Here is a 26,298-nt window from a genome sequence, read left to right as displayed (position 1 = left end):
CCCCGACGGGAGGGATCCGTCCCCAGCCCGCCTCACCGTCGCCTCACCGCAGCCGTCTCGAGAGGAAGCACCATGCCCAGTCACCGCACCCGAGCCGTACTCCTCTTCGTCGTCGTGGCCGCCTTCAGCGTGCTCATCTTCGGCGGAGCCCAGATCAGCCGCTACAAGCCGCCCATCCCGGGCCGCGTGGTGGACGCCCAAGGCCAGGTGATCTTCACCGCCGAGGACGTCGTCGCCGGCCAGAAGTACTATCTGTCGCGCGGCGGGCAGCACGTGGGCTCCATCCTGGGCCACGGCGCGTACCTCGCGCCCGACTGGACGGCGGACAGCCTCCACCGCACCGCGCTCGTGACCGCCGGCCTGGCGCACGGGCTCGACGCCGGCGCGGCGCGCGCCTTCACGCAGGCCGACCTCGAGGCGCTCGACGCCGGCGAGCGGGGGCGCGTGCAGGCCCTCGTGAAGGACGAGCTGCACCGGAACCGCTACGACGCGGCGACCGACACGCTCACCCTCTCGCGCGGCCAGGCCACCGCCTTCCCGACCCTGGTCGCCTACTACGACCAGCTCTTCCAGAAGGGCTCGGACGCGATGTCGATCCCGCCCGGGTTCGTGGACTCGCCCGAGCGCGCCCGCCAGGTGACCGCGTTCTACTTCTGGACCGCCTGGAGCGGGATGACCGACCGCCCCGGCGAGACCTTCACCTACACCGCCAACTGGCCCTTCGACCCGCTCGCCGGCAACGGCCCGCTCCCGTCGGCCCTGATCTGGTCCATCGCCAGCGTGCTCCTGCTCATCGCCGGCACCGGCCTCGCCATCTACTTCTACATGCGCAACGGCGAGGACGAGCACCGGCCCGAGCTCGCGCCGCTCGCCGAGCCGAACCCGACCCCGAGCCAGCGCGCCACGCTGCCCTTCTTCCTCATCGCCCTCGTGCTCTTCGTGCTCCAGGCCGCGCTCGGCTCGCTCACCGGTCACTACGCGGTCGAGGGCAACAAGTTCTTCGGCATGGACCTCGGCGGCATCCTGCCGTACGCGGCCAGCCGCACCTGGCACCTGCAGCTCGCGGTGTTCTGGATCGCCACCTGCTGGCTCGCCACCGGCCTCTTCATCGGCCCGGCGGTGGGCGGCGTGGAGCCGAAGGCCCAGAAGGCGCTCGTGCTGACCCTCCTCGGCGCGCTGGTGGTGGTCGTCGTCGGCTCGCTGGTCGGCACCTGGGCCGGCATCCAGGGCAAGCTCTCCGGCGAGAACGGCTGGCTCATCGGCCACCAGGGCTACGAGTACATCGAGCTCGGCCGCGTCTGGCAGGTGGCGCTCATCGCCGGCATGCTGCTCTGGCTCGTCCTCGTCTACCGCGCCATCAAGCCGGCCCTGCAGAAGGAGCAGGACAAGGGCGGCCTCACCCACCTCCTCCTCTACGCCTCGGTCTCCATCCCGCTCTTCTACTCGGTGGGGCTCTTCTACACGCCGGGCACCCACATCGCGATGGCCGACTACTGGCGCTGGTGGGTGGTGCACCTCTGGGTGGAGAACTTCTTCGAGGTGTTCGCGACCGTCGCGCTCGCCTTCGTGCTCACCCAGATCGGCGCGGTGAAGTCCTCGAGCGCCCTCAAGGCCACCTACTTCAGCATCCTGCTCTACCTCGGCTCCGGCATCATCGGCACCTTCCACCACCTCTACTTCACCGGCTCGCCGCTCATGATCACGGCGCTCGGCGCGACCTTCTCGGCGCTCGAGGTGGTGCCGCTCACGCTGCTCGGCTTCGAGGTCTACCAGAACCTCAAGGTCGCGAAGCTCGCGGGCAACCAGTCGCCCTACCGCTGGCCGCTCTACTTCTTCACGGCGGTGGCCTTCTGGAACATGATCGGGGCCGGCGTCTTCGGGTTCCTCATCAACCCGCCGATCGTCCTCTACTACGCGCAGGGGCTCAACACGACGCCCATCCACTCGCACGGCGCGCTGTTCGGCGTGTACGGCTTCCTCGCCATCGCGCTCATGCTCTTCTCGATGCGCCACACCGTCCGCAAGGCCGCCTGGGACGATCGCCTGCTCGGGTTCGCCTTCTGGGCGCTCAACCTCGGCCTCGCCGGGATGATCGTCCTCTCGCTCCTCCCGGCCGGCTTCTACCAGTTCGCCATCGCCATCAAGCACGGCATCTGGTACGCGCGCAGCCCGGAGGTGACCGGCTCGTCCTTCATCCACACCGCCACCTGGCTGCGCGTCTTCCCCGACGTGGTGTTCGACGCGGGCGCGCTCGCCCTGGTCGCCTTCGTCGCGAAGGCCATCTTTGGGGACTTGGCGCTGCGGCGGAAGGAGCGCGACGATTCCAGCACCCGCAACGGCTCCCTGAAGCGCGCCGCCTGAGCGGGGCGCGGGAGCGCGGAGGCGGGCTGGAGGTCACGTGAGGCCCGCTTCCGCGCTCCGAGCAGCGTCCGTCGCCGTCGCCCTCGCCGTCCTCGCCCCGGCCGCCTCCCTGGCGGCGGGCGAGGGCGGAGCCAGGAAGACCCCCAAGGCCCCCAAGGCCGCGGGGGTCGTCGTCTCGAAGGGGTCGCAGGCCTGCCTCGACTGCCACGCCTCGACCAACCCCGGCATCGTGCAGCAGTGGCGGGAGAGCGGGCACGCGCGGAAGGGCGTGGGCTGCCTCGAGTGCCACCGCGCCGAGCGGGGCGACGCCGATGCCTTCGAGCACAACGGCGCGCTCGTCGCGACCGTGGTCACGCCCCGCGACTGCGCCCGCTGCCACCAGCGCGAGGACAGGGAGTTCGAGGCGAGCCACCACGCCAAGGCGGGGAACATCCTCGCCTCGCTCGACAACTTCATGGCCGAGACGGTGGAGGGGGCGCGCGAGCGCTTCAACCCGCACGCGCCGGCCGGCGCCCCGGCCCTCGAGAGCGTGAACGGGATGGCGAGCGCCGAGTCGGGCTGCCAGAACTGCCACGGCACCAAGGTGGCGCTCCAGTCCAAGGACGGCGGGCGGATCACCGTGGACGACCTCGCGCCCGGGCCGGACGGGAAGCCGACCCGCCCCGAGGCGCTCGCCCGGGTGGCGCGGGACGCCGACGGCCGGCCGCTCTTCGTCGCCGCCACCTGGCCCAACACCGGCATCGGCCGCATGAACCTCGACGGCTCGCTCGGCAGCTGCACCGCCTGCCACGCCCGCCACGACTTCTCGCCGCGCCGGGCGCGGCAGCCGGAGAACTGCGGCAAGTGCCACCTCGGGCCCGACCACCCGCAGAAGGAGATCTTCGAGGAGTCGAAGCACGGCATCGCCTACCGCGACCGGAAGGACGAGATGGCGCTCGGCGCGAAGAGCTGGGTGCTCGGCAAGGACTACACCGCCGCGCCCACCTGCGCCTCGTGCCACATGTCGGCCAACGTGAACGGCGGGAAGGTGACCCACGATCCGGGCGAGCGGATCAGCTGGACCAACCGGCCGCCCATCTCGCAGCGGATGGACACCGACGCGCAGCACAAGGTGGTCACGGAGACCGACCCGGCGAAGCGCAAGGCGGCGGTGGTGGACACCGCGGAGCAGAAGCGCGACCGCATGAAGCAGGCCTGCAACGTCTGTCACGCGCAGAGCTACGTGAACGACTTCTACGTCCAGTACGACGACTTCGAGCGGCTCTACAACGAGAAGTTCGCCAGGCCGGGCAAGGCGATCATGGACGAGCTCAAGAAGCAGGGGCTCATCACGCCGAAGGAGTTCGACGAGAAGATCGAGTGGGACTGGTTCTACCTGTGGCACCACGAGGGACGCCGGGCGCGGCACGGCGTCTCGATGAACGCGCCCGACTACGCCCACTGGCACGGCATGTTCGAGGTGGCGGAGCGCTTCTACCACGCGCTCGTCCCCGAGGCGCGCGAGCTCGCCCGGGCGGCGGCCGAGCACGGGAAGAGGGCGCAGGCCGACGCGGTGAACGGCGTCATCGACGGCATCCTGCGCCGCCCGGAGCACGCCTGGTACCTGCAGGAGACGAGCTCCACGCGGCAGGTGGCGCCGCCCAATGCGGCGGTGGCTCCCCAGCCGCCCACGCCCCAGACGCTCGGGAAATAGCGGCCGCCCCCCGCGCCCGGCGCCGTGGGCGCGGGCAGGCGTCCCCCCGGGCTGGACGCGGCGGGCGCCGTGCCTACCCTTCGCGGTAAGGGAGGCCGCATGAACGCCATCGCGCTGTTGAAGCAGCAGCACCGGGAGGTGGAGGCGCTGTTCGAGAGGTTCGAGAAGCTGGGGGCGGGGGCCAGGAAGACCCGGACCAGCCTCTGCCAGCAGATCTCGGACCAGCTCGCCATCCACGACGAGATCGAGGAGAAGATCTTCTACCCGGCCACCAAGGACGCCCGGACCGAGGAGCTGCTCCTGGAGGCGGTCGAGGAGCACCTGGCCGGCAAGCGGATCATCGCCGACATCGTCGAGCAGGAGCCCGACGGCGAGGAGCTCGACGCCAAGATGAAGGTCCTGAAGGAGCAGGTGCTGCACCACGTGGAGGAGGAGGAGTCGGAGCTCTTCCCCAAGGTGGAGAAGGCGCTCGACGACGACCTGCTCGATCGGCTCGGGTCGCAGATGGAGGACCTCATGAAGCAGCTCGAGGCCCAGGGCGACGCGCGCCTGGACGTGCCGAACCAGACCGACGCGCCGGCCCGCATTTGACGTTATAAGTGGCGGGTGACCACCGAGCTCCCGCAGATCTCCCCGCCGCGCGCCCCCGGGCGCAACGATCCCTGCTGGTGCGGCAGCGGCAAGAAGTACAAGCGCTGCCACCTCGACGCCGACCAGGCGCTCCAGCCAGCCGAGCCGCGCCGCGCGCCGGCCGGGCTGGAGCCCGGGCGCGTGTCGCCGGCCCTGCCGGTGCCGCCCGAGATCCCGCGCCCCGACTACGCGGCCTCCGGCCGGCCCAAGCGGACCGGCGGCGGGGACGTGAAGACGGCGGAGGAGCTCGCGCGGCTGCGGCGGGCCTGCAAGGACGCCGCGCGGGTGCTGCAGGTGGCGGGCGCCGCGGTGCGGCCCGGCGTCACCACCGACGCCCTCGACGCGGTGGCCCACGCCGAGATCGTCCGGCTGGGCTGCTACCCGAGCCCGCTCAACTACGGCGGGTTCCCGAAGTCGATCTGCACCTCGGTGAACGAGGTGATCTGCCACGGCATCCCCGACAGCCGCCCCCTCGCCGACGGCGACATCGTGAACCTCGACATCACCGTCTACAAGGACGGGATGCACGGCGACTGCTCGGCGACCTTCCTCGTGGGGCAGGTGGACGCCGAGTCGCAGCGGCTGGTGCGGGTCGCGAAGGAGTGCCTCGACGTCGGGATCGCCGCGGTGAAGCCCGGGCTGCCGGTCCGCGCCATCGGGAGGGCCGTCGAGGCGCACGCGAGCCGCCACGGCTTCGGCGTTGTGCGGGCCTACTGCGGCCACGGCATCGGCGCGAGCTTCCACACCCAGCTCCAGATCCCGCACCACGACTCGCCGGGCGCGCGGACCATCATGGTCCCCGGCATGACCTTCACCGTGGAGCCCATGATCACCGCCGGCTCCTGGGAGGCGCTGGTCTGGCGCGACGGGTGGACGGCGGTCACCGCGGACGGGAAGCGGTCGGCCCAGTTCGAGCACACCCTGGTCGTGACCGAGGACGGGGCCGAGATCCTGACCGTGGTCTGAGGTGAGCCGCGCCGGCGGCTGCGAGCGCTACATCCGCGTCATGCGCAGGTAGCGGCGCAGGCCGGGGACGACGCCGAAGGAGACCATCGCCGTCCCGACGGCGGCCCCGAGCGCGCCGAGGATCAGCAGGTTCCGCGTCCGGTGCGACCGCTCGATCTTCCGCTTCTTCATGGCCCGGCCTCCCGCACAGGTTCCGGCGCGGGCTCGCCCGCCCTCGCCGCCAGCTCCAGCACCAGCTCGGCCGCCGCGTCGAGCGCGCCGGCCACCGGCTCGCTCAGCCCGAGCCCCTCGCACGCGGACGGCTCGCAGCCGACGAGGAGCAGCCGCGGCGGCGTGCCCCCCATGGCCCGGAGCGCGGCGAAGACGGCGGGCAGGGCCATGGCGTGGCCGTCGGCGGCCCCCGGGAGCTCTTCCAGCTCCGGGGCGAGGAGGTAGAGCTCGCCGGGCGGGCCGCCGCGCCGTACGGCGTCGGCCACCACCAGCAGGTCGAGCGGCTCGAGCAGCTCGTAGGCGAGGTGGAGCCCGCGGATGCCGAAGTCGGCGGCGCGCACTCCCGGCGGCAGCGGCCGGGCGGCGAGCCGGCGCGCCAGCTCCGGCCCGAAGCCGTCGTCCCCGAAGAAGACGTTGCCGACCCCGGCCACCAGCACCCGCGGCGTCACGGCCGGTCCTCCGCCGGCAGGAGGTCCACCTCGTCGAGCCGGTAGTAGTGGAAGCGCCCCTTCCAGCGGTGCAGCTCGGCGGCCGGGTCGCCGTCGATGGTGACCGCGAGGAGCGGCTCGCCGGAGAGGTCGTGCACCACCTTCTCCACCGTCGCCGTGCGCCCGGCGTAGAGCAGGTCCTGCGCGTCGGTGCGCCGGTCCCCGGGCGCCTTGAGGCGGACCCGGCGGCCGGGGGTGAGCCCGGGCGCCCCGTCCCCGGCGGGCGGCGCGCGCGGGACCATCTCCGCCCCGGCCAGCCCGCGCGCGGCGCCGTGCAGCCGGCGCATCAGCTCCGGCGGGAGCCCCTCCACCCTCGCCAGCACCTCGGCGGCACGCGGGTCGGTGGCGCGGACCTGCCGCTTCTCGTCCTCGGTGAGGGTGGCGGTGCGCAGGGCGAGCAGCTCGTCGATCTCGGTGGCGTCGAAGAAGTCGCCACCGCTCTCGGGCGCGACCTGGGGGTGGTCGTAGAGGATGATGGGCGCCGCCAGCGCGAGGTCGCGCCGCCCGGGCTCGCCGGCCAGCACCGGCCAGAGCCGCGTGCTGCGGCAGGCCGCCGCGGCGGCCCGGGCCCAGGGGGGCGGGTCGAGGAGCGAGACCAGCGCGCCGCCCTCGACGGCGAGGAGGAGGTGCGCCGAGAGGCAGGAGGCCCGCATGGCGCGCTCCCGCGGCGCACGGGGCTCCTCCCAGGCGGTGAGGTTCTCCACCCGGATCCGGACCCGGAGCAGCGGCCGCTCGGCCGGGACCCGCTCGCAGGAGAGGAGGACGCGCCCCTGCACCGGCCACCGCTCCTGCACGACCCGGCCGGCGAGCGCGCCGTCCTCGCCCCGGAGCGCCTCCTCGCGGCGGTCGCCCTCGAGCGCGAAGGGGACCTCAAGCCCGGCGCCGGGGACGAGCGCGACGCCGAGCGCCACCTCGCGCAGGTCCCCCTCCTCGAAGGGGACGAGGAGCCGTCCCGGCAGCTCGAGCCGGTCCACTGGCGCGAGCCCGCCGTCGCGTGCCGCCTCCACCCCGCGCCGCCGCAGCTGCAGGAAGCGGAGCCGGCCGTCGAGCGCCGGGGCCTCCCGTCCCGGCTCGACGAGCACCTGCGCCTCCATCCACCAGGCCTCGCAGCCGCCCGCCTCGCTCCACGCGCGCGGCGCGAGCACGCCGAAGGTCCAGCGGTAGCGGTTCTTGGGCGCCGAGGCGCGGTAGGGGTAGAGGACGTAGCCCTCCAGGAGGACGGCGTCGGCGACGGCGCGGAGCGACTCGAAGCTCATGGGCGCGGCTCCTTCCGCTCCGAGGGGCGGAGCGGGCGGGCCCGGGCGCGCAGCGCCGCGAGCGCGTCGGCCACCTCGCGCCAGACCTCGGGTCCGCCGTCGAGCCCGCGCCAGCGCCGCCGGACGAGGCCGGCGAGCGCGTAGCAGGCCGAGACCGGCACGAGCAGGAGCGCGATCCCGGGCTCGCCGCGCTCCCCCCAGGCGAGGAGCGCCTCGACGTCCGGCTCGGCCGCGGCCACGAGCGGGGTCCTCGTCGCGAGCGCCGCCCAGGCCGCCGGGTCGAGCGCCCCCTCGACGGCGCCGGCCGATCCGGGGAAGGTGGCGAACCAGCGGCCGTCGCGGCCGCCGCGCGCGAAGAAGACGAGCCGCACCGGGACGCCGAGCGCGGCCAGGTCGGCGTCGGTGAGCGCCAGCCCGGGATCGGAGCGGACGCGGTCGGGCACGGTCCGGAACCGGGCGCCGGCGCCCGGCTGCACGAAGAGCCGGGAGCAGGTGGGGCAAGCGCAGCACAGGGCGCGCCGCTCCAGATCGACCACGTGCGGGTGGGCCTCGCCGACCGGGGCCGCGCAGAGCTCGCAGGCCTCCCCGGCGGCGGGCCTTGGCCGGGCGGCGGGGCGGGCGAACCGCTCGAGGGCGCGCAGGGGGAGCAACGGTCACCTCCGCCCGCGCGGCCCGCCGAGCGTGACGAGCCGCGCCGGCTCGGCGGCGGCCGCGTCCTCGACGTCCACCTGCGAGACCTCGGGCGCGGCCTCCTGGATCGCCTCGCGGACGGCCTGCAGGAGCCGGGCGCGCGTGGAGGGGCAGCCGCCCGGCGCGGCGCCGAGCCGGAGCCGGACCCGCCCGTCGTCCGAGAGCCCGAGGAGCTCGAGCCGCGCGCCGCCGCCGAGCCGCGCGCCGGCGGCGGCCACGGCTCGCTCCACGCGCGCCCGGGTCGGGAGCGGGTGGAGCCCGTGCAGGAGCAGCAGGCTCGAGACCAGCTCGTCGTCCGAGAGGCGGCGGTCGAGCTCCGCCGCCGGCGCGCCGGCCTCGGCGGCGTGGCCGAGGAGCCGCTCCAGCCCGGCGCCGTACAGCTCGACCAGGAGGCGCACCAGCTCCTCCACCCGCGCGAACGCCGAGGGGCCGGCGAGGCCGCGCAGCTCCTCGAGGAGCCGCTCCACCCGCTCGCCGTGGCGCGAGAGGTCGCGCCCCGCGGTCTCCGCCGTCTCCGCCGAGGCCATGGCCGCCGCTCCCGGGGGCTACGACGGCGAGAGGTTCGGGCTCGCCGGGTCGATGGGGTTCCGCGCGCGGGCGTTGATGCCGGTGGAGCGCTCCGCCGTGCCGGTGGCGAAGCGCGCGTCGGTCGGGTGGGGGTGCAGCCCGCTCATCCGGTCGATCGCGCCGGGCTGGTTCCCCTCCCGCACGCCGCGCACGTGGGAGGGCGCCGAGGGGGACACGTCGGCCCGCCCCACCTTCAGGTTCCCGAGCAGCTTCTTCTTGCGCATGGCTCACCTCAGGGCGCCGAGCCCCAGCATCGGCGAGTGCCGCTGCTCGAGCAGCCGGCCCGGGCCCAGGTACATGTGGACGCCGCAGGGGAGGCAGGGGTCGAAGCTGCGCACGGTGCGCATGACGTCGATCCCCTTGAACGACGCGGGGCCGTTCTCCTCGAACAGGCGCAGCCCCTGCACCGCGTCCTCGTACGGCCCGGGGGTGCCGAAGCTGTCGCGCGGGCTCGCGTTCCAGGGGGTGGGCGGGTAGGGGTGGTAGTTGGCGATCTTGCCGTCGCGGATGACGAGGTGGTGCGAGAGCACCCCGCGGACCGCCTCGTGGAAGCCGCAGCCGATCCCGTCCTCCGGCACCTCGAAGTCCTGGAAGACCTTCACGTCCCCCTGCCGGATGAGCTTCATCGCCTCCTCGATGAAGAACACCGCCATCGCGCCGGCGTAGGCGATGAAGTAGGCGCGCGCCCGGTCCCGCTCGATGGTGTTCGACCACTGCGGGATCTTCCACTCGTAGTCCATCGCCGGGAACGAGGCGGTGCGCGGGAGCGAGATGCGGACGCTCGAGCCGGTGGACTTCACGTAGGGCGTGTCCACCAGGCCGGCGAGCGCCGTGGCCCAGAGCCGCGCCAGGGGGCCGCCGCCGGTGTCGAGCGCGAGGTGGTCGCCGGTCCGCTCGTCGTGCCAGCGCGGGCTCATGACCCAGCTGTACCGGCCACCCTCGAGGTCGCGCTTCTGCGGCCTCGGCAGCGTGGTCTGGTTCCAGGGGTGGCGCTTGTCCACGGCGTTGCCGAGCGGGTCCTCCTGGACGAAGGTCTCCTCCTGCTCCCAGTCGTCGTAGTACGAGCTGCCGAGGAGGATCCGGATCCCGAGGTTGATCTCGACGAGGTCGGTGGTGACGAGCTTGCCGTCCACCACGATGCCCGGGGTGACGTACATGGCCCGGCCCCACTTCGTCATGTTGGCGTAGCGGTAGTCGCAGACCCACGGGTTCTGGAAGGAGCCCCAGCAGCCGAGCAGGACGCGGCGGTTCCCCACCTGCTCGTAGCCGGGGAGCGCCTGGTAGAAGAAGTCGAGCAGGTCGTCGTTGAGCGGCACGAGCCGCTTCACGAAGTCGAGGAACTTCATCAGCCGCGAGAGGTAGTCGGTGAAGACCTGCGGCGTGGCCACCGTGCCCGTGCCCCCGGGGTAGAGCGTGGAGGGGTGCACGTGGCGCCCCTCCATGAGGCAGAACATCTCGCGGGTGAGGCGGCTCATGGCGAGCGCCTCCAGGTACATCTTCCCGGTGAAGGGGTCGTACGAGCGCATGATGTCGCCGATGGTCCGGTGGCCGTGGACGTCGGCGTGGGGCGCGTCGGTGCGGTCGGCGCGCTCGAGGAGGCCGGGGTTGGTCTCCTTCACCATCTGCGCGCAGAAGTCCACGAACACCAGGTTGTCCTGGAAGATGGCGTGGTCGAACATGTACTCGGCCGCCTCGCCGAGGTTGTAGATCCACTCCGCCAGCGGCGGCATCTTGATGCCGTACGCCATGTTCTGCGCGTAGACGGAGCAGGTGGTGTGGTTGTCGCCGCAGATCCCGCAGATGCGGCTGGTGATGAAGCCGGCGTCGCGCGGGTCCTTCCCCTTCATGAACACGCTGTAGCCGCGGAAGAGCGAGGAGGTGCTCCGGCACTCGGCCACCTCGCGGTTCTCGAAGTCGATCTTGGTGTAGATGCCGAGGTTGCCGATGATCCGGGTGACCGGGTCCCAGGCCATCTCGACGAGCTTGCGCTGCGGCTGTACCTCGGTTCCGCCGGGCATCCCCTGCCTCCCTCTCCTGCCTGCTGCGGGTGGTGCTAGTGGTGCGCCGGCGCGGGGGACCGCTCGGAGCGGTGCGGCCAGCGCGGCTCGTACCCGGTGGTGAGCTCGGGCCGGCGGTGGTGCCAGCGCGGCTCCTCGTTCACGGTGGCGTTGGTGAGCGCCCGCAGGCTGCGGATGAGCTTGCCGTAGGCGGTCACGAGGCCGGTGGAGGCGGTGGAGCCGGGCGGCTGGTCCATGAACGGCATGAACTTGTCGGGGAACCCCGGCATGGTGCAGCCGATGCAGATCCCGCCGACGTTGGGGCAGCCGCCGACGCCGGCCATCCAGCCGCGCTTCGGCACGTTGCAGTTCACCACCGGCCCCCAGCAGCCGATCTTCACCTGGCACTTGGGCGAGTTGTAGTCGAGGCCGAAGTCGGCCTGCTCGTAGTAGCCGGCCCGGTCGCAGCCCTCGTGCACCGTCTTCCCGAAGAGCCAGGTGGGGCGGAGCTGCTCGTCGAGCGGGATCATCGGGTTCTCGCCCGCGGCCTGGTAGAGGAGCCAGGTCAGGGTCTCCATGAAGTTGTCGGGCTGGACCGGGCACCCGGGCACGTTCACGATCGGGATCCCGGCGCGCGAGCGGAAGTTCCAGCCGAGGTAGTCGGCGAGCCCCATGCTGCCGGTGGGGTTCCCGGCCATGGCGTGGATCCCGCCGTAGGTGGCGCAGGTGCCGATGGCCACCACCGCCCAGGCCTTGGGGGCGAGCTGGTCGAGCCACGCGTTGATCGTGATCGGCTCGCCGGTCTCGAGGTCGTTGCCGAAGGAGGTCCAGTAGCCCTCGCCGTTGATCTGCTCGTTCGGGATCGAGCCCTCCACCACCAGCACGAAGGGGCCGAGCTCGCCGCGCGCCGCCTGGCGGAAGGCGGCCAGGTACGGCTCGCCGCCGAGCTCGAAGGCGAGGACCTTGTTGTGCAGGTGCACCTTGGGCAGCCCGGGGATGAGCCCGCGGACCACGTCCTCGATCGCGGGCTGCGTGGCGGCCGTGATGGACACGGTGTCCCCGTCGCAGCTCATCCCCTCCGAGATCCAGAGGATGTGGACCTCGTCCACGCCCGACTTGGTGGCCATGCGGGAAGCCCTCCGGGTGGAGAACGTGGACGCCCCGCCGCCGCGCCGCAACCGGGCGGGGCGCGCGCGGTGCGCTCCCGAGGCGGCGGCGCGGCGGGGCGCTCCCTCCCGACCGGCGCCGACCCGTGAAGAGAGCTTGTGACGCCGCCCCGGCCCGCCACGTTCTAAGGGCCATGTGCCTCGGCATCCCCGGCGAGATCCTGACGGTCCGGACGGACGGGCCGGTGCGGTTCGCCGACGTGCGCTTCGCCGGCATCGTCCGCGAGGTCTGCCTGGAGTGCCTGCCCGACGCCGTCCCCGGCGAGTTCGTGCTGGTGCACGTGGGCTTCGCCATCTCGCGCATCGACCGGGAGGAGGCGGAGCGGGCCTACCGGGCCCTCGACGTCATGGGGCACACCGCCGAGCTGACGGCCGACCGGGCGGACCGGGAGCGGAGCGGGGCGCCGGCGGACGCCGGGGGGAAGCCGCCGTGAGGTTCGTGGACGAGTACCGCGATCCCGAGCGCGCCGCGGGGCTCGCCCGGCGCATCGCCGCCGCGGTCACCCGGCCCTGGGTGATCATGGAGGTCTGCGGCGGGCAGACCCACTCCATCGTGCGCTACGGCATCGACCGGATGCTGCCGCCCGGGATCGAGCTCGTGCACGGGCCCGGCTGCCCGGTCTGCGTCACCTCCCTGGAGATGATCGACAAGGCGCACGCCATCGCGAGCCGCCCCGGCGTGATCTTCACCTCCTTCGGCGACATGCTGCGCGTCCCCGGCTCGCGCGGCGACCTGCTCACGCTCCGCAGCCGCGGCGCCGACGTCCGGGTGGTCTACGCGCCGCTCGACGCGGTCCGGATCGCGAAGGAGAACCCCTCGAAGCAGGTGGTCTTCTTCGCCATCGGCTTCGAGACCACCGCCCCGGCCAACGCGATGGCGGTCTGGCGCGCCCGGCAGGACCGGGTGGAGAACTTCTCGGTGCTGGTCTCGCACGTGCTCGTGCCGCCGATGATCGCAGCCATCCTGCAGTCGGCCGGGAACCGGGTGCAGGCCTTCCTCGGGCCGGGGCACGTCTGCGCGGTGATGGGCTGCCGCGAGTACGAGGCGCTCGCCGCGCGCTACCGGGTGCCCATCGTCGTCACCGGCTTCGAGCCGCTCGACCTCATCGAGGGGATCTGGATGACGGTGCGCCAGCTCGAGGCCGGGCGGGCCGAGGTGGAGAACCAGTACGCGCGCGCCGTCGCCTGGGACGGGAACCGGGCGGCGCGCGACCTGGTGAACGAGGTGTTCGAGGTGGGGGACCGCAAGTGGCGGGGGGTGGGGGCGATCCCGAAGAGCGGCTACCGGCTCGCCTGGGAGTACCGGGCTTACGACGCCGAGCGCCGCTTCGAGGTGGAGGCCATCGACACCCGCGAGTCGCCGCTCTGCATCAGCGGCCAGATCCTGCGCGGCCTGAAGAAGCCCTGCGACTGCCCCGCCTTCGGGCGGGAGTGCACGCCGCAGCGCCCGCTCGGCGCCACCATGGTCTCGGCCGAGGGGGCCTGCGCCGCCTATCACCAGTACGGCCGGTACCTCGAGGCCGCGCCGGAGGGGCGCGCCGCCGCGCCGGCCGGGCCGTGAGGGACGCCATCCTGCGCAAGGCGCGCGAGAGCGCCGAGGTGAAGCTCCGCTTCTTCGAGGAGCAGGCGGAGCCGCTCGCCGCCTGCGCCCGCGCGCTGGCCGGGCGCTTCCGCGCCGGCGGGCGGCTCCTCGCCTTCGGGAACGGCGGCTCGGCCTGCGACGCCGAGCACGCCGCGGTCGAGTTCGTCCACCCCATCGTGGAGAAGCGCCGACCCTTGCCGGCGCTGGCGCTCACCTCGTCCACCCCGGCCCTCACCGCCATCGGCAACGACGCCGACTTCTCGCAGATCTTCGTGGACCAGCTCGCCATCCAGGCGCGGCCCGGCGACGCCGCCCTCGGGATCTCGACCTCCGGCGCCTCGTCCAACGTCAACCGGGCGCTGCGGCGCGCCCGCGAGCTCGGGCTCCTCACCATCGGCTTCGCCGGGCGCGACGGCGGGCGGATGCCGGACCTCTGCGACCACCTCTTCGTGGTGAGGACCTGGTCCATCCACCGCGTGCAGGAGACGCACACGCTGCTCCTGCACCTGCTCTGGGACGAGGTCCACCTCGCCCTCGGGGAGGACGATGTCCTCTAGCGACGCCGCCGCGCCGTTCGGCGCCTGCCCGGTCCCGCTCACCGAGGTCCGGGAGATCCTGATGGGGCACGGGAGCGGGGGGAAGCTGACCGCCCGGCTGGTGGAGCAGCTCCTCCTGCCCGCCTTCCGCAACCCCATGCTCGAGCCGCTCGACGATCAGGCCTGGGTGGACGCCGGCGGGGCGCGGCTCGCCTTCACCACCGACTCCTACGTGGTCACGCCGCTCTTCTTCCCCGGCGGCGACATCGGCGAGCCGGCGGTGAACGGCACCGTCAACGACCTCGCCATGGGCGGCGCCCGGCCGCTCTTCCTCTCGCTGGCGCTCATCCTGGAGGAGGGGCTCGCCCTCTCCGAGCTGGAGCGGGTGATCGCGTCGATCCGGCGCGCCGCGGAGGCGGCCGGCGTGCAGGTGGTGACCGGGGACACGAAGGTGGTGGACCGGGGCAAGGGAGACAAGGTCTTCGTCAACACCGCCGGGATCGGGGTCGCGCTGCCGGGCGCCGAGCTCTCCTCGCGCCGGGTGGCGGCGGGGGACGCCATCCTGCTCTCCGGGGCCGTCGGCGATCACGGCGTGACCATCCTCTCGCAGCGCGAGGGGCTCGCCTTCGGGGGCGAGGTGCGGAGCGACACCGCGCCGCTGCACGGGCTGGTGGCGGCGCTGCTCGAGGCCTTCCCGGGCGTGCACGCCATGCGCGACCCGACCCGCGGCGGCCTCGCCTCGGCGCTCTGCGAGATCGCCGGCCGGCGGCGGCTGGGCGTCGAGGTGGACGAGCGGGCCGTGCCGGTCCACGACGGGGTGCGCGGCGCCTGCGAGCTCCTCGGGCTCGATCCGTTCGTGGTGGCGAACGAGGGGAAGCTCGTGGCCTTCGTGCCGGAGGCGGGCGCGGAGCGGGCCCTCGCCGCCTTGCGGTCGCACCCGCTGGGGCGGGAGGCGGCGCGGATCGGGCGGGTGGTTGCCGAGCACCCGGGCTTCGTGACCCTCCGTACCCCCATCGGCGGGCAGCGAATCCTCGACCTGCCCTACGGGGAGTCGCTGCCGCGGATCTGCTGAGGACCGCCGTGATCACCAGATGGGGCGGGCCTGGCGCTCCGCCTTGCGCGGCCCCGCGGCCCGGCCAGATCCCTCGCGCAGCCGGACGCGAGGCGGGCATGGAGATCACCGGGCGAGGATCGGACGCGGCGCACGCCGCCGGGTGGGGGCTGCTCACCGCCTTCCTGGTGGTGCTCGGCATCGTCGTCGGCAGCCGGGGGCTGAAGGACTTCGACACCGCCCTCGTGCCGTACGCCGGCGCGACCGTGTTCGCGGCCGGCGCGCTGACGCGGCCGGGGTACCTCGCGCTCATCGAGCTGGCGGTGGCCCTGCTGGTGCTCCAGGCCATCGCCATCAACCGGCTCGCCGGGCTCGACTACCCGCTCTGGGCGCGCGCCCGGGCGCCGTCGAGGGCCCCGCCCTGAGGGCGGCCGGCCGGCGGCGAGCGCCCGCGAGGCTCAGACCTCGAGGCCGACCGCCCGCATCAGCGCGAGGGCGTTCGAGCGCTCCACCACGCCCGGGCGCAGCCGGTAGTCGAACGCGATCCGGCCGTCCCGCAGCTGATCCTCGAAGTGGGCGTTCTCCGCCCCGGCGAGCGTCCGGCCGAGCTCGGTGAGGGTGAGGTCGTGCGTGGTGACGAGGCCGAGCGCGCCGCGATCGGCGAGGGCGCGGACCACCGCCTCGGCGCCGATGCGCCGGTCGTGCGAGTTGGTGCCGTTCAGGATCTCGTCGAGGAGGAACAGGAGCGGACGCTCGCCGCGGGCGAGGTCCATGAGCTCCTTCAGGCGCGTGATCTCCGCGTAGAAGCGGGACCGCCCGGCCTGGAGCGAGTCCTGGATCCGCAGCGTGGCCCCGACCGCGAGGGGCGTGAGCGCCAGCGACCGGGCGCGGACCGGGGCGCCGGCCTGCGCGAGCACCGCGCTCGCGCCGACGGTCCGGAGCAGCGTGCTCTTCCCCGACATGTTGGAGCCGGAGACGAGCAGGACGCGCCTGGGGGCCTCGCCCCCGCGCTCCGGCGCGGCGACCCCCAGGGCGACGTCGTTCGGCACCGCGCCGGGCAGGAGCGGGTGGGCGAGCCCCTCGGCCCGGAACGCGGCGGGCCCGGGCGCGAGCGACGGGAAGGTGAGCTCGGGGTGCTCGCGGGCGAAGCCCGCCAGGGAGCAGAGCGCCTCGAGGTCCGCGACGGCCTCCAGCCAGCCGCGCAGGTGGCGCCCGTCCCGCCGGCGCCAGCGCTCGACGCGCGCCGCGACGAGCGGCTTCCAGAGCACGAAGAACCCGAGCAGCGCGAAGAGCTCGTTGTGCGTCCACTCGAAGAGCTCGGCGGCGCGGGAGAGCCGGGCGATGCGCCGCGAGGCCGGGGCCGGGCGGAGGAGCCGCTCGCGCAGGCCGGCGAGGAGGGGGGCACGGAAGGGCTCCGCCTCGAGCCGCGCCAGCAGGAGCCCCAGCACCCGCAGCTCGGCGGCCGGGCGGTCCACCGCGTCGCGCACCGCGGCGACCCGGTCGCGGAGCCACCGCTGGAGCGCCCAGGTCGCGAGGAGCGAGAGCCCGCCCGCGAGCGGCAGGAACGGCACCCGCTCCCAGAGCGCTGCGAGCAGCGCGTTGACGGCGGCGAGCGCCGCGGCGGCCGGCGCCGCCCAGGCGGGCAGGGCGGGCGGGGCCTCGCCCCAGGCGGCGAGGCGGGCCGGGTCCACCTCGGCCCGCACGTCCTCGCCCAGCACCGAGAGCTCCTCGGCGAGGTCGAGGCCCGGCGTGAGCTCGCGGACCGCCTCCTGGCGGAGCGCCACCTCGTCCGGGCCGGCGGGCGCGAGCAGCCACCCCGCCAGGCGCTCCTCCCCGGCGCGCGTCCGCGCGGTGCAGAGCAGCTCGAAGAGCGAGCCCTGGCCGAAGAGGTCGAGGTCGAGCGCGTAGGGGTGCTCCGGGGAGGCGAACCGCTCGCCGGCGTTGCCGCGCCCCGCCCAGCGCCCCTCCACGCGCGCCAGCGCCGCCTCGTGGAAGGCGACGGCGCGCCCGAGCCGCGCCCGGGCCCGCAGCGCCCGATCGTGGAGCAGGGCGAGCCCGCCGTAGGCGAGCGCGGGGGCGAGGGACCAGGCGAAGGAGAGCCGGTGGCCGAAGGCGAGCCAGCCCGCCGCGACCAGGGCGGCGAAGGCGGCGAGCCGGGCAGCGGCCCAGCGCGCGTCGTGGGCGTCGAGCGCGGCCAGCCGGGCCCGGCGCGCGGCGAGCCGCTCGCGGAGTCGCGCGGCGATCTCGGCGGGCGCGGTCGTCACCCCACGGTCATACCGCGTCCGGGCCGGCGCCGGGGGCCCGTTACTCGGGGCGGGCGAGGAAGCCGAGCAGGGCCTTCTCGAAGGCCGGGAAGGCCTCCACCTGCGGCACGTGGCCGACGCCCGGGATCTCGACCAGCCGGGCGCCGGGGATCCGCTGCTGCGTCAGCTTCCCGAGGCTCGCGTAGTCGCCCATGGTCTTCTGCACCTCCGGCGGCGCGAAGGGCCTCCCGAGCGCGGTCCGGTCGCGCGTGCCGATGATGAGCAGCGTGGGGACCCGGATGCGCGGGAGCTTGGGGACGAGCGGCTGGGTGAAGATCATGTCGTAGGTGAGCGCGCTGTCCCAGGCGATCCGCGGCCAGTCGGGCGAGCGGGTCCAGCCGGCGAGGAGGCGCGTGTGGACCTCGTACTCGGGCTTCCACGCCCCGGCGTAGTAGGCGTTCCGCTGGTACTCCCGCACCGACTCGGGCGTGGCCGAGAGCTCGCCGCGGTACCAGTCGTCCACGGTGCGCGGGGGCACGAGCGCGGCGTAGTCCTCGAGGCCGATGGGGTTCACGAGCACGAGCCGGGCGGTGGCCGCCGGGTACTCGACGGCGTAGGTGCCGGCGAGCATCCCGCCCATCGAGTGGCCCACCACCACCGTGCGCTCGAGGCCGAGCGAGGCGAGGAGCGCGCGGGTGTTGGCGGCGAGCTGGGTGAAGCTGAACTGGTAGCTGGCCGGCTTGCTCGACTTCCCGAAGCCGAGCTGGTCGGTCGCGATCACCCGGAACCCGGCGCGGGTGAGCGAGGCGATGGTGGTCTGCCAGTCGCTCGCGTTGAAGTTCTTGCCGTGGAGGAGGAGCACCGCCTCGCCGTTCCCCCGGCCCTGCACGGGCGGGACGTCGAGGTAGGCCATGCGGAGCTTCTGCCGCTGGCTCTCGAACTCGTAGAAGTGGACCGGCCAGGGGTACTCGAAGGCGGCGGCGTCGGCGTCGTACGCCGGCGGCGCGGGGGTGGCCGGAGCCGGGGCGGCGCCGTTCACTCCCAGCCACAGCAGGGCGGTCAAGAGGGTCGTGCTCATGGCTGCAGTCCTTAGCGCCCGCGCCGGCGGCGGGCCACGCCCGATGCGCGGCGCCCGGCCGCGCCGGGCCCCCCGGCCTCCCCGGCGGGCGCCCCGTGAAGCTCGAGCTGCTCGGGCGCGCTCCGCCCCGGCGCCCCCCAGCGGCGCAGGTACCCGGCGAGCCCGCCCAGCTTCTTCAGCGTCCGCTCGCTGCTCATGTAGCGGATGCTCCCGTAGATGGGCCGCTCCGGCGCCCAGGGGCGGTCGTACCGGCCGAGCACCCAGAAGATGCCGGTGGCCGAGTTCGGGTCGCGCCCGTCGAGGGCGTACCTGTCGTTGAGGTGGAGCATCACCCGGAGCGCCTCCTCCGGTGACGGCGACCACTCCAGGATCTTCTTCCCCCAGAGCATCCGCAGGTAGGAGTGGATGCGGCCGGCGCCGAGGAGCTCGCGCTGCGCGGCGTTCCAGAGCGGGTCGTGGGTGGCGGCCGCCTCGAGCTCCGCCAGGCCGTAGCGGTGCGGGCGCGGGTCGGAGGCGTGCGCGGCGAGGGTGGCGCGCGCCCACTCCGGGAGCGAGCCGTAGGCGAGGTGGTCGGGCCGGAGGTGGCACATGTTGAAGCCGAGCTCGCGCCAGGTGACGAGCTCGTCGAGGAAGCTCTCCGCCCCCTCCGACAGCCCCCACCACCCGAGCCGCTGCCCCGTCACCTCCCACGAGAGGCGGGTCTCCGCCCAGCCCTCCCGCGCCGCCACCGCGAGGAAGGCCTGGTGCGCGCCGACGTGGCCGAAGTGCAGGTAGGGCGAGAGGCCGCTCCCCATCTCCTCGTCGGGCCGGCTCCGGTCGCCGCCGTAGCGGGCGAGGCCGTCCTCGACGAAGGACGCGAGCGCCGCCGCGCCGGCCTCGCAGCCGCCCTGGAGCGGCGCCGGCGGGACCGCGTGATCGATGGGGAGCCGCGCCAGGAGCGGGCCGCCGGGCGCGAGGTCCGCCCCGGAGGCGGGCGGCCAGCGGCGGAGCACGTCGTCCGGGAGCGCGAGCCGCCGCGGGAAGTCCTCCTCGAGCGGCGCCGGCGACGGGAGCGCGCGCAGGTGCGGCGCGAGGTGGCCCTGGAGGAAGCGCCGCAGCCCCTGCGCGTTCAGGAAGAGGCGCGGCGCGGCGCGCATCGGCAGGAGCCCGTTCCCGTCCACCGCCTCGAGCCGGACCGGCAGGCGCGCCGCCGCCGCCGCCACCATCCGCGGCAGGAAGAAGGCCGGCCAGTCGTCGGTCACGACCGCCGCCGCCCGCGCGGCGAGCGCCTCGAGGAGCCCCTTCCCGGCGCCGGGCTCGGGCTCGAGGTAGGGGAGGTAGCTCGCCCCGGCGCGCGCGAAGGCCCGGGCGTTCGCCGCCATCCCGTCCATGACGAAGCGGTGGAGCCGGTCGCTCGCCCACGGATACCCGGCGCGCAGGGGCTCGAGCACCAGCAGCGGCTTGCGCAGCTCGCGCGCGAGCGCCACCGCCCGGTCGAGCGCGTGGCTGAAGGCGGGGCGCCGGGCCGCGATCATCCAGTAGAGGACGTAGGCGCCGCCGGGCGCGACCGGGCGATCGTTGGCGGCGCGGACGCGCAGGTCGGGCGCGGGCTCGCCCCGGGAGCGGACCTCCGGCGCCGCCGCGCCCCTGGACCGCCCCGCCTTCACCGGCCCTCCGCCGCGGCGAGCGCGCGCGCCCGCTCCGCGACGCGCCGGACCAGGTTCGAGAAGATGAGCCCGTGGATGGGGTAGAGCAGGTACCAGTAGAGGAGGCCGCCGAGCCCCCGCGGCGCGAAGAAGGCGGTCTGGGTGAGGAGCACCTCGCCGCCGGCGATCGGGTTCGCCTCGAACTGGAGCCAGGCCCGCCCCGGCACCTTCATCTCCGCGCGCAGTCGCAGGAGCCGGTCCGGCTCGACCGCCTCGACGCGCCAGAAGTCGAGCGCGTCGCCCGGCCGGAGCTCGTCGGGGTGGCGCCGACCCCGGCGGAAGCCGACGCCGCCGAGGAGCCGGTCCGCCGCGCCGCGCAGCTTCCAGGCCCAGTCGGCGTACAGCCAGCCGCGCGCGCCGCCCAGGCCGGTGAAGGCGCGGAACACCGTCTCCCGGGGCGCGGCCACCTTGAGCTGTCGCCGCTCCACCACCAGGCCGCGCTCGGTGGTGAGCTGCACCGGCGGGACGTCGCCCTGGGAGGAGACGAGCGGGTCGGTCCAGCTGGTCTCGGTCTCGCCCCGGTCGAGCTTCTCGAGCGCGAGCCGCAGGGCCGGCTCGTAGCCCATCGGCCGGATCTCCGGGAAGAGCCGCCGGGCCGAGTCGTCGCGGACGACGACGTCGGCGCGCAGCCCCTCCACGAGCGGGCGCGCCAGCCGCGCGGGCACGGGCGTCACGAGGTGGACCCACCGGGCCGAGAGCCCGGGCGTGAGCGCCGGGACCGGGACCAGGAGCCGCTTGAGCCCGCGCAGCCGGGCGTAGCCGAGCATGAGGTCCCGGTAGGTGAGGACGTCGGCGCCGCCGATCTCGACGGTGAGCCCCTCGCCGGCGGGGAGGGCGAGGGCCGCGGCGAGGTAGGCGAGCACGTCGCGGATGGCGATGGGCTGGATCCGGCGGTAGACCCAGCGCGGGCAGATCATCACCGGGAGCCGCTCGGTGAGGTAGCGGATCATCTCGAACGAGACGGAGCCCGAGCCGACCACGATGCCGGCCCGGAGCTCGACGACCGGCACGCCGGCGGCCCGCAGCGCGTCGCCCGTCTCCTGCCGCGAGCGGAGGTGCGGCGAGAGCTCCGGCCCGGCGCCGAGCCCGCCCAGGTAGACGATCCGCTCCACGCCGGCCTCGCGCGCCGCGGCGGCGAAGGTGGCCGCCGCGCGGAGGTCGCGCTCGTGGAACCCCCGGCTCCCCGCCATGCTGTGCACGAGGTAGCAGGCGGCGCGCGCGTCGCGCAGGGCCGCGCCCAGGGTCTCCGGCCGGAGCACGTCCCCCGCGACCACCTCCACCTTGCCGAGCCAGGGGCGGCCGGCGAGCCGCCCCGGCTCCCGCGCCAGCACGCGCACCCGCTCGCCCAGCTCCACGAGCCGCGGCGCCAGCCGGCCGCCGACGTAGCCGGTCGCGCCGGTCACCAGGATGGGGCGCCTCGCGTCCATGACCTTCCGGGTCTAGCGGGAATCACTGGGGTTCGCCCGGGACACAGGCGGGGAGGGCGCGCTCTGGAGCTTGCTCGGGGCGGTCCGGCACCTCACGTTCCCGGAGGTGGACTCGACCGCGGCCCAGATCGGTGCGGGGAAGCGTCGCGGCGAGCCCGACCGGGCCAGGGCCGCGACGCTGCGCGAGCGCTTCGACGCGGTGCGCCGGGCCACCCTCGCGCTCGCGGCGCCGCTCAGCCCCGAGGACCAGCAGGTGCAGTCGATGCCGGACGCGAGCCCGGTGAAGTGGCACCTCGCGCACACGACCTGGTTCTTCGAGGAGTTCGTCCTCTCGCGCGCCCTGCCGCGGCGCCCCCGCTTCCACCCGCGCTTCGCCTACCTGTTCAACTCCTACTACGAGGCGGTGGGCCCGAGGCACGAGCGGCCGCGGCGCGGGCTCCTCACGCGGCCGTCGCTCGCCGAGGTCCACGCCTACCGGGCGCACGTGGACGCCGGGGTGGGGGAGTGGCTCGACGCCGGGCGCTGCGGCGGCGGGGAGCTCGACGTGCTCGAGCTCGGGCTGCACCACGAGCAGCAGCACCAGGAGCTCGTCCTCACCGACGTGAAGCACGCGCTCTTCCAGAACCCGCTCCGGCCCGCCTGGCGCGCCGACCTGCCCGGTCCGTCCGGCGCCGCCGCCGGGCCGCTCCGCTTCGAGGCGCTGCCGGGCGGCCTCGTGGAGGTGGGCGATGGCGGCGCGGGCTTCGCCTTCGACAACGAGCGGCCCCGGCACCGGGCGTTCCTCGAGCCCTTCGCGCTCGCGGCGCGCCCGGTCTCCAACGGCGAGGTGGCGGAGTTCGTGGCGGAGGGCGGCTACCGGCGACCGGAGCTCTGGCTCTCCGACGGCTTCGCCGCGGTGAAGGCGCGCGGCTGGGAGGCGCCGCTCTACTGGGAGCCCGACGGCGGAGGGTTCGCGGAGTTCACGCTCGCGGGGACGCGGCCGCTCGACCTCGACGCGCCGGCGGCGCACCTCTCCTTCTTCGAGGCCGACGCGGTGGCCCGCTTCCTCGGGGCGCGGCTCCCGACCGAGGAGGAGTGGGAGGCCGCGGCCTCGGGGGCCGAGGTGGCGGGCAACCTCGCCGAGGCGGGCCGCTACCACCCGTGCGCGGCGGCCTCGGCGGACGGGCCGGGTCAGCTCTTCGGCGACGTCTGGGAGTGGACCCGCAGCGCCTACGCGCCGTACCCCGGCTTCGCCCCGGCCCCCGGCGCCCTCGGCGAGTACAACGGCAAGTTCATGGTGAGCCAGCTCGTCCTGCGCGGCGGCTCCGCCTTCACCCCCGCGTCCCACCTGCGCCCCACCTACCGCAACTTCTTCTACCCCGACGCCCGCTGGCAGCTCGCCGGCCTGCGGGTCGCGAAGGATCTCCGATGATCGCGAACGACCTCGCCACCCCGCTCGTCGGTACCGCGACCGGCTTCGCCGCCGACCTCGTGGAGGGGCTGTCGCGCCCGGCGAAGGAGCTCCCGGCCAAGTACTTCTACGACGAGCGCGGCTCGCGGCTCTTCGACCTCATCTGCGAGCTGCCGGAGTACTACCCGACCCGGACCGAGCTCGACATCATGGAGACCTGGGGCGGCGAGATGGCCGCGCTGCTCGGGCCGCGCTGCGTCGTCGTCGAGTACGGCTCCGGCTCGTCGCTCAAGACCCGCGTGCTCCTGCGCGAGCTCGACCGGCCGGCCGGCTACGTGCCGGTGGACATCTCGCGCGAGCCGCTCCTCGCGGCGGCGGCGGCGCTGCGGGAGCGCTTCCCGGCGATCCCGATCCGGCCGGTCTGCGGCGACTTCACCGCCCACCTCGCGCTCCCGCTCGAGGGGCTGCAGCCGGCGCGCCGGGCCGTGTACTTTCCCGGGTCGACCATCGGGAACTTCCACCCGCCGGAGGCGGTCGGGCTCCTGCGCCACATCGCCTCGCAGGCCGGACCGGGCGGCGCGCTCCTCATCGGCGTGGATCTGCGCAAGGATCCGGCGGTGCTGGAGGCGGCCTACAACGACCGGCTGGGCGTCACCGCCGCCTTCAACCTGAACCTCCTCGCGCGGGCCAACCGGGAGCTCGGCGCCGACTTCGACCTCGACCGCTTCCGCCACCGGGCCTTCTTCGACCGGGTGCGCAGCCGGATCGAGATGCACCTCGTGAGCGTGGGGCGCCAGGAGGTGCACGCGCTCGGCCGCGCCTTCCGCTTCGAGGACGGCGAGAGCATCCACACCGAGAGCTCCTACAAGTACGGCCCCGGCGAGTTCGTGGCGCTGGCGGCGCGCGCCGGGTTCCGCCAGGGCGGCCTCTGGGTGGACGACGAGCGGCTCTTCAGCGTCCACTTCCTCGCGCTGTAGCGGGCGCTCGCCGCTCCGGAGGTGGAGCCGGTCGCGCGCCCGAGCCGCCGTGCGCTCCGGGCGCCCCGCTCAGAACGGCCAGCGGTGGGCGAGGCGGGCCGCGAGGAGCGCCGCGCCCAGCAGCGCCGCCACGGCCCAGGCCTGCCGCCGCCGCCGCCGGGCGGCCCGGTCCTCGTAGGGGTCCTCGAGCGACCGGCTCGCGCCGGGCGGGAGGACGGCGCGGGCGGTGAGCGCCGTGCCGAGCGGGATGTTGACCCGGACCCGCCCGTTGACCGCCCAGCCGTTGGCGTCGAGCACCGGCCCGAGCGTCCGCTGGCGGAGCTTGAGCCAGGCGATGAGCATCGAGGGGCCGGAGATGAGCAGCACCACCCCGCCGATCGCGGCGAGCTTGGCCCACCAGGGCTGGAGGGAGAGGAAGCCCGAGGCGAACCCGCCGAAGAGCGTGCCGAGGGCGCCGATGCCGACGCCGAGGGCGGCGACGATGCCGACCATCTTCCCCACGTCCACCGGCTCCGGCGCGGGCGGCTTCCCGTGCAGCACCGCGTCCGACGCGTGGCCGATCCCGTTCGCGAGCCGGTCGTCGGCCGCCTTGGACTTGCTGGCGGCGAACCGGTGCACCTGCTCCTCGACCAGCTTGAGCGCCTTCTTGTAGGGCGCGAAGAACGCCTGCCGGATGGAGATGGGGTTGTCCACGATCTTGACGATGGTCGCGTCCCAGTCCCGGCCCTTGCGATCGAAGAAGACGCCGTTGCGGCCGACCATCAGGAAGTCGGAGTCGCCCTGCGTGAAGCAGGCGGCGATGCGCAGCTTCTCGCCGCCCGGCCGCCGGCACTCGCAGTAGGCGATGTACATGCGCGAGAGCGCGGCGAGCCCGGCGTGGGCCGCCGGGTCGTCCACCTGCACGCAGAGGTCGCAGCTCCGCCCGTCGAGGTAGAGCGTCCCCGCCTGGAACACCGCCTGGGCGCCGGCGTCGTAGAAGTCGGCGAAGGAGACGAAGTTGCGCAGGAGCCGGTAGAGGTCGCGGTGGTAGTGGACCATCCGCGCCACGTCGCCGACCGCCGCCGCCTCGGCCTCGAGGGCGCGGTCGCGGCCGAGCAACGCCTCGGCCTGCGCCTTGGCGTCGCCGGCGAGCAGCGCCTGCGCGCGCAGGAGCCCGAGCGGCTCGACCGCGGCGCCCGCCTTGCGCCCCTGCCACGCCTCGTGGGCGGCGAGCGCGGCCTTCAGGCTCCGCCAGGCCTCGGCGCCGAGCTCGCGCCCGTGCGCCTCGCCCAGGAAGGGCAGCACGGCGTCGCGCCGGAACGCGGCGATCCGCTCGGCCCAGGCCGGGTTGAGCCCCTCGAGGAGCGGCAGCGACCGGCCCGGCTCGACGCGCGCGAGCGGGAAGGCGGCCGCGGCCGAGAGCCCGGCGGCGGACAGCTCGCCCGCCGCGAGCGCGGCCCACTCGGCCTCGCTCCGGTTGAGCGCGGCGGCGCCGCGGGGGTCGAGCCCGGCGAGCGCGCAGCGGGCGAAGTAGTCGTCCACCCGCTCCCGGACGGCGCGCACCGCCTCGAACGCGGCGGGCGTGGCCGCGCCGAGCGGCATGGCGCCCTCGGCGGCGTCCCCGTCCCGCCACCAGGCGACGAACCGCTCCAGCTCCTCGAAGAACCGGTCGAGGTGGGCCTGGTCCACGCCGGGGCGGCCGCTCCGGTCCGGGACCGCGCCGGCGCAGGCGACGACCTCCTCGAGGAGCTGCCGCAGCTCCGGCTCCTCGGCCGCCTCGGGCGGCACGACGCCGTCGCCGTTGAAGAGGGTCCCCTCGAACACCTTGCTGGTGTCGGCCACGTCCGCGGGCACGAGCTCCGTGGCGCCGGGCTTGCCGAGGCTCTCGAGGATGCGCCGCGCGCCGCCGAGCAGGGCGCGCCCCTCGGCGGTGCCGTCCGACAGGGCCGCGAGCGGGAGCGCCTCGTCCCCCGGGATGAGCGCCCCGAGATCGGCGAGCCGCGCCGCGCACCAGCGGAGCGCCGCCAGCACCTCGGGGACGCGCACCCGCCCGTCCTTGTCGGTGTCGAGCAGCTCCAGGGTGCGCGGGTCGAGCTCGAGCCCCTTCGTCGGGCAGGAGAGGGCGGTCCAGAGCTTCGGGTCGAGGGCCTCGAGGCGGGCCAGGTCCTCGCCGGTCTCGAGGGCGACCTGGTCGAGGCCGCCGACGCGGTGGAAGCGCCAGCGGTGGGACGCTGCGCGGGGCTCGTTGGCCGCGCCGGGCAGCGAGCCTTCGGTGAGGGCGGGTGCGGTGGAGTCGGACATGGCGGTTCCCGGGAGGTCGGCGTGG

General features: G+C 74.7%; 24 protein-coding genes. 11 read left to right on the top strand and 13 right to left on the bottom strand.

The features are described 5' to 3' along the window. The first annotated feature begins 72 nt into the window (after nt 1-72). The 4 genes from AMPC_RS05470 (at nt 73) to map (ending at nt 5,650) form a co-directional block, all read left to right on the top strand. Nucleotides 73-2,361 (top strand): nitric-oxide reductase large subunit, encoded by a 2,289-nt coding sequence (locus AMPC_RS05470; RefSeq protein WP_248344997.1) that lies wholly within the window; start codon nt 73-75, stop codon nt 2,359-2,361. Between the two features lie 37 nt (nt 2,362-2,398). Beyond that, nucleotides 2,399-4,054, top strand: coding sequence for a multiheme c-type cytochrome (locus AMPC_RS05465; RefSeq protein WP_248344996.1), 1,656 nt, complete (start codon nt 2,399-2,401; stop codon nt 4,052-4,054). Between the two features lie 99 nt (nt 4,055-4,153). After that, nucleotides 4,154-4,645: a hemerythrin domain-containing protein gene (locus tag AMPC_RS05460; protein ID WP_248344994.1), complete on the top strand. Its 492-nt coding sequence runs from the start codon at nt 4,154-4,156 to the stop codon at nt 4,643-4,645. A 15-nt stretch (nt 4,646-4,660) separates the two neighbouring features. After that, nucleotides 4,661-5,650, top strand: a complete 990-nt coding sequence (gene map, locus AMPC_RS05455; protein ID WP_248344992.1) for a type I methionyl aminopeptidase — start codon at nt 4,661-4,663, stop codon at nt 5,648-5,650. Between the two features lie 27 nt (nt 5,651-5,677). Here the strand turns inward: map and AMPC_RS05450 are convergent, their stop codons facing one another. Genes AMPC_RS05450 through AMPC_RS05415 form a run of 8 tightly spaced genes read right to left on the bottom strand, consistent with a single transcriptional unit; the run spans nt 5,678 to nt 11,985 of the window. Further along, entirely contained in the window at nt 5,678-5,821 is a 144-nt protein-coding gene (locus tag AMPC_RS05450) for a hypothetical protein (RefSeq protein WP_248344990.1), read from the bottom strand. Next, nucleotides 5,818-6,309 carry a hydrogenase maturation protease gene (locus tag AMPC_RS05445; protein WP_248344988.1) on the bottom strand — a complete coding sequence of 164 codons (492 nt, stop codon included), beginning with the start codon at nt 6,307-6,309 and terminating at the stop codon, nt 5,818-5,820. Before AMPC_RS05445 ends, AMPC_RS05450 begins: the two co-directional genes overlap by 4 nt. Further along, nucleotides 6,306-7,604 (bottom strand): hypothetical protein, encoded by a 1,299-nt coding sequence (locus tag AMPC_RS05440; RefSeq protein WP_248344985.1) that lies wholly within the window; start codon nt 7,602-7,604, stop codon nt 6,306-6,308. Before AMPC_RS05440 ends, AMPC_RS05445 begins: the two co-directional genes overlap by 4 nt. Continuing rightward, a complete protein-coding gene (locus AMPC_RS05435) occupies nt 7,601-8,254 on the bottom strand; it encodes a DUF5947 family protein (protein ID WP_248344983.1) in 654 nt (217 codons plus the stop codon). Before AMPC_RS05435 ends, AMPC_RS05440 begins: the two co-directional genes overlap by 4 nt. Nucleotides 8,255-8,257: 3 nt before the next feature. Further along, on the bottom strand, nt 8,258-8,821 hold the full coding sequence (locus AMPC_RS05430) for a NifU family protein (RefSeq protein ID WP_248344981.1): 564 nt from the start codon (nt 8,819-8,821) through the stop codon (nt 8,258-8,260). A gap of 18 nt (nt 8,822-8,839) precedes the next feature. Beyond that, nucleotides 8,840-9,085 carry a hypothetical protein gene (locus tag AMPC_RS05425; protein ID WP_248344979.1) on the bottom strand — a complete coding sequence of 82 codons (246 nt, stop codon included), beginning with the start codon at nt 9,083-9,085 and terminating at the stop codon, nt 8,840-8,842. 3 nt (nt 9,086-9,088) lie between these two features. After that, nucleotides 9,089-10,879 (bottom strand): nickel-dependent hydrogenase large subunit, encoded by a 1,791-nt coding sequence (locus tag AMPC_RS05420; RefSeq protein WP_248344977.1) that lies wholly within the window; start codon nt 10,877-10,879, stop codon nt 9,089-9,091. Between the two features lie 35 nt (nt 10,880-10,914). Further along, nucleotides 10,915-11,985 carry an NADH-quinone oxidoreductase subunit B family protein gene (locus tag AMPC_RS05415; protein ID WP_248344975.1) on the bottom strand — a complete coding sequence of 357 codons (1,071 nt, stop codon included), beginning with the start codon at nt 11,983-11,985 and terminating at the stop codon, nt 10,915-10,917. A gap of 125 nt (nt 11,986-12,110) precedes the next feature. Between AMPC_RS05415 and AMPC_RS05410 the strand changes: the two genes are divergently transcribed. From AMPC_RS05410 to AMPC_RS05390, 5 genes are all read left to right on the top strand, one after another. Beyond that, on the top strand, nt 12,111-12,458 hold the full coding sequence (locus tag AMPC_RS05410; protein WP_248344973.1) for a HypC/HybG/HupF family hydrogenase formation chaperone: 348 nt from the start codon (nt 12,111-12,113) through the stop codon (nt 12,456-12,458). Further along, nucleotides 12,455-13,585 carry a hydrogenase formation protein HypD gene (gene hypD / locus AMPC_RS05405; RefSeq protein ID WP_248344971.1) on the top strand — a complete coding sequence of 377 codons (1,131 nt, stop codon included), beginning with the start codon at nt 12,455-12,457 and terminating at the stop codon, nt 13,583-13,585. Before AMPC_RS05410 ends, hypD begins: the two co-directional genes overlap by 4 nt. Next, entirely contained in the window at nt 13,582-14,163 is a 582-nt protein-coding gene (locus AMPC_RS05400) for a D-sedoheptulose-7-phosphate isomerase (RefSeq protein ID WP_248344969.1), read from the top strand. The genes hypD and AMPC_RS05400 overlap by 4 nt, the downstream gene beginning before the upstream one ends. Beyond that, on the top strand, nt 14,153-15,214 hold the full coding sequence (gene hypE, locus AMPC_RS05395; RefSeq protein WP_248344967.1) for a hydrogenase expression/formation protein HypE: 1,062 nt from the start codon (nt 14,153-14,155) through the stop codon (nt 15,212-15,214). The genes AMPC_RS05400 and hypE overlap by 11 nt, the downstream gene beginning before the upstream one ends. Before the next feature lie 98 nt (nt 15,215-15,312). Then, a complete protein-coding gene (locus tag AMPC_RS05390) occupies nt 15,313-15,618 on the top strand; it encodes a hypothetical protein (protein WP_248344965.1) in 306 nt (101 codons plus the stop codon). A 33-nt stretch (nt 15,619-15,651) separates the two neighbouring features. Here AMPC_RS05390 and AMPC_RS05385 read toward each other — a convergent pair whose 3' ends face one another. The 4 genes from AMPC_RS05385 to AMPC_RS05370 are packed head-to-tail and all read right to left on the bottom strand — an operon-like array spanning nt 15,652 to nt 21,626. Then, nucleotides 15,652-17,457 carry a MutS-related protein gene (locus tag AMPC_RS05385; RefSeq protein WP_248344963.1) on the bottom strand — a complete coding sequence of 602 codons (1,806 nt, stop codon included), beginning with the start codon at nt 17,455-17,457 and terminating at the stop codon, nt 15,652-15,654. A 40-nt stretch (nt 17,458-17,497) separates the two neighbouring features. Further along, nucleotides 17,498-18,514, bottom strand: a complete 1,017-nt coding sequence (locus AMPC_RS05380; RefSeq protein WP_248344961.1) for an alpha/beta fold hydrolase — start codon at nt 18,512-18,514, stop codon at nt 17,498-17,500. Nucleotides 18,515-18,525: 11 nt separating this feature from the next. Further along, nucleotides 18,526-20,160, bottom strand: a complete 1,635-nt coding sequence (locus tag AMPC_RS05375) for a cryptochrome/DNA photolyase family protein (RefSeq protein WP_248344959.1) — start codon at nt 20,158-20,160, stop codon at nt 18,526-18,528. Next, nucleotides 20,157-21,626, bottom strand: a complete 1,470-nt coding sequence (locus tag AMPC_RS05370) for a DUF2867 domain-containing protein (protein WP_248344957.1) — start codon at nt 21,624-21,626, stop codon at nt 20,157-20,159. The genes AMPC_RS05375 and AMPC_RS05370 overlap by 4 nt, the downstream gene beginning before the upstream one ends. Nucleotides 21,627-21,696: 70 nt before the next feature. Here AMPC_RS05370 and egtB point away from each other — a divergent pair, with 70 nt between their 5' ends. Next, nucleotides 21,697-23,037, top strand: coding sequence for an ergothioneine biosynthesis protein EgtB (gene egtB / locus AMPC_RS05365; RefSeq protein WP_248344955.1), 1,341 nt, complete (start codon nt 21,697-21,699; stop codon nt 23,035-23,037). Next, nucleotides 23,034-23,993, top strand: coding sequence for an L-histidine N(alpha)-methyltransferase (egtD, locus tag AMPC_RS05360; protein WP_248344953.1), 960 nt, complete (start codon nt 23,034-23,036; stop codon nt 23,991-23,993). The genes egtB and egtD overlap by 4 nt, the downstream gene beginning before the upstream one ends. A 69-nt stretch (nt 23,994-24,062) precedes the next feature. Here the strand turns inward: egtD and AMPC_RS05355 are convergent, their stop codons facing one another. Continuing rightward, the gene (locus AMPC_RS05355; protein WP_248344951.1) at nt 24,063-26,273 is read right to left on the bottom strand and encodes a hypothetical protein; all 2,211 of its coding nucleotides are present in this window, start codon (nt 26,271-26,273) and stop codon (nt 24,063-24,065) included. Nucleotides 26,274-26,298 lie beyond the last annotated feature (25 nt).

Origin of the sequence: Anaeromyxobacter paludicola, from assembly GCF_023169965.1 — a bacterium.
GTDB lineage: Bacteria > Myxococcota > Myxococcia > Myxococcales > Anaeromyxobacteraceae > Anaeromyxobacter_B > Anaeromyxobacter_B paludicola.
This window is presented reverse-complemented; position numbering and strand designations above follow the sequence as displayed.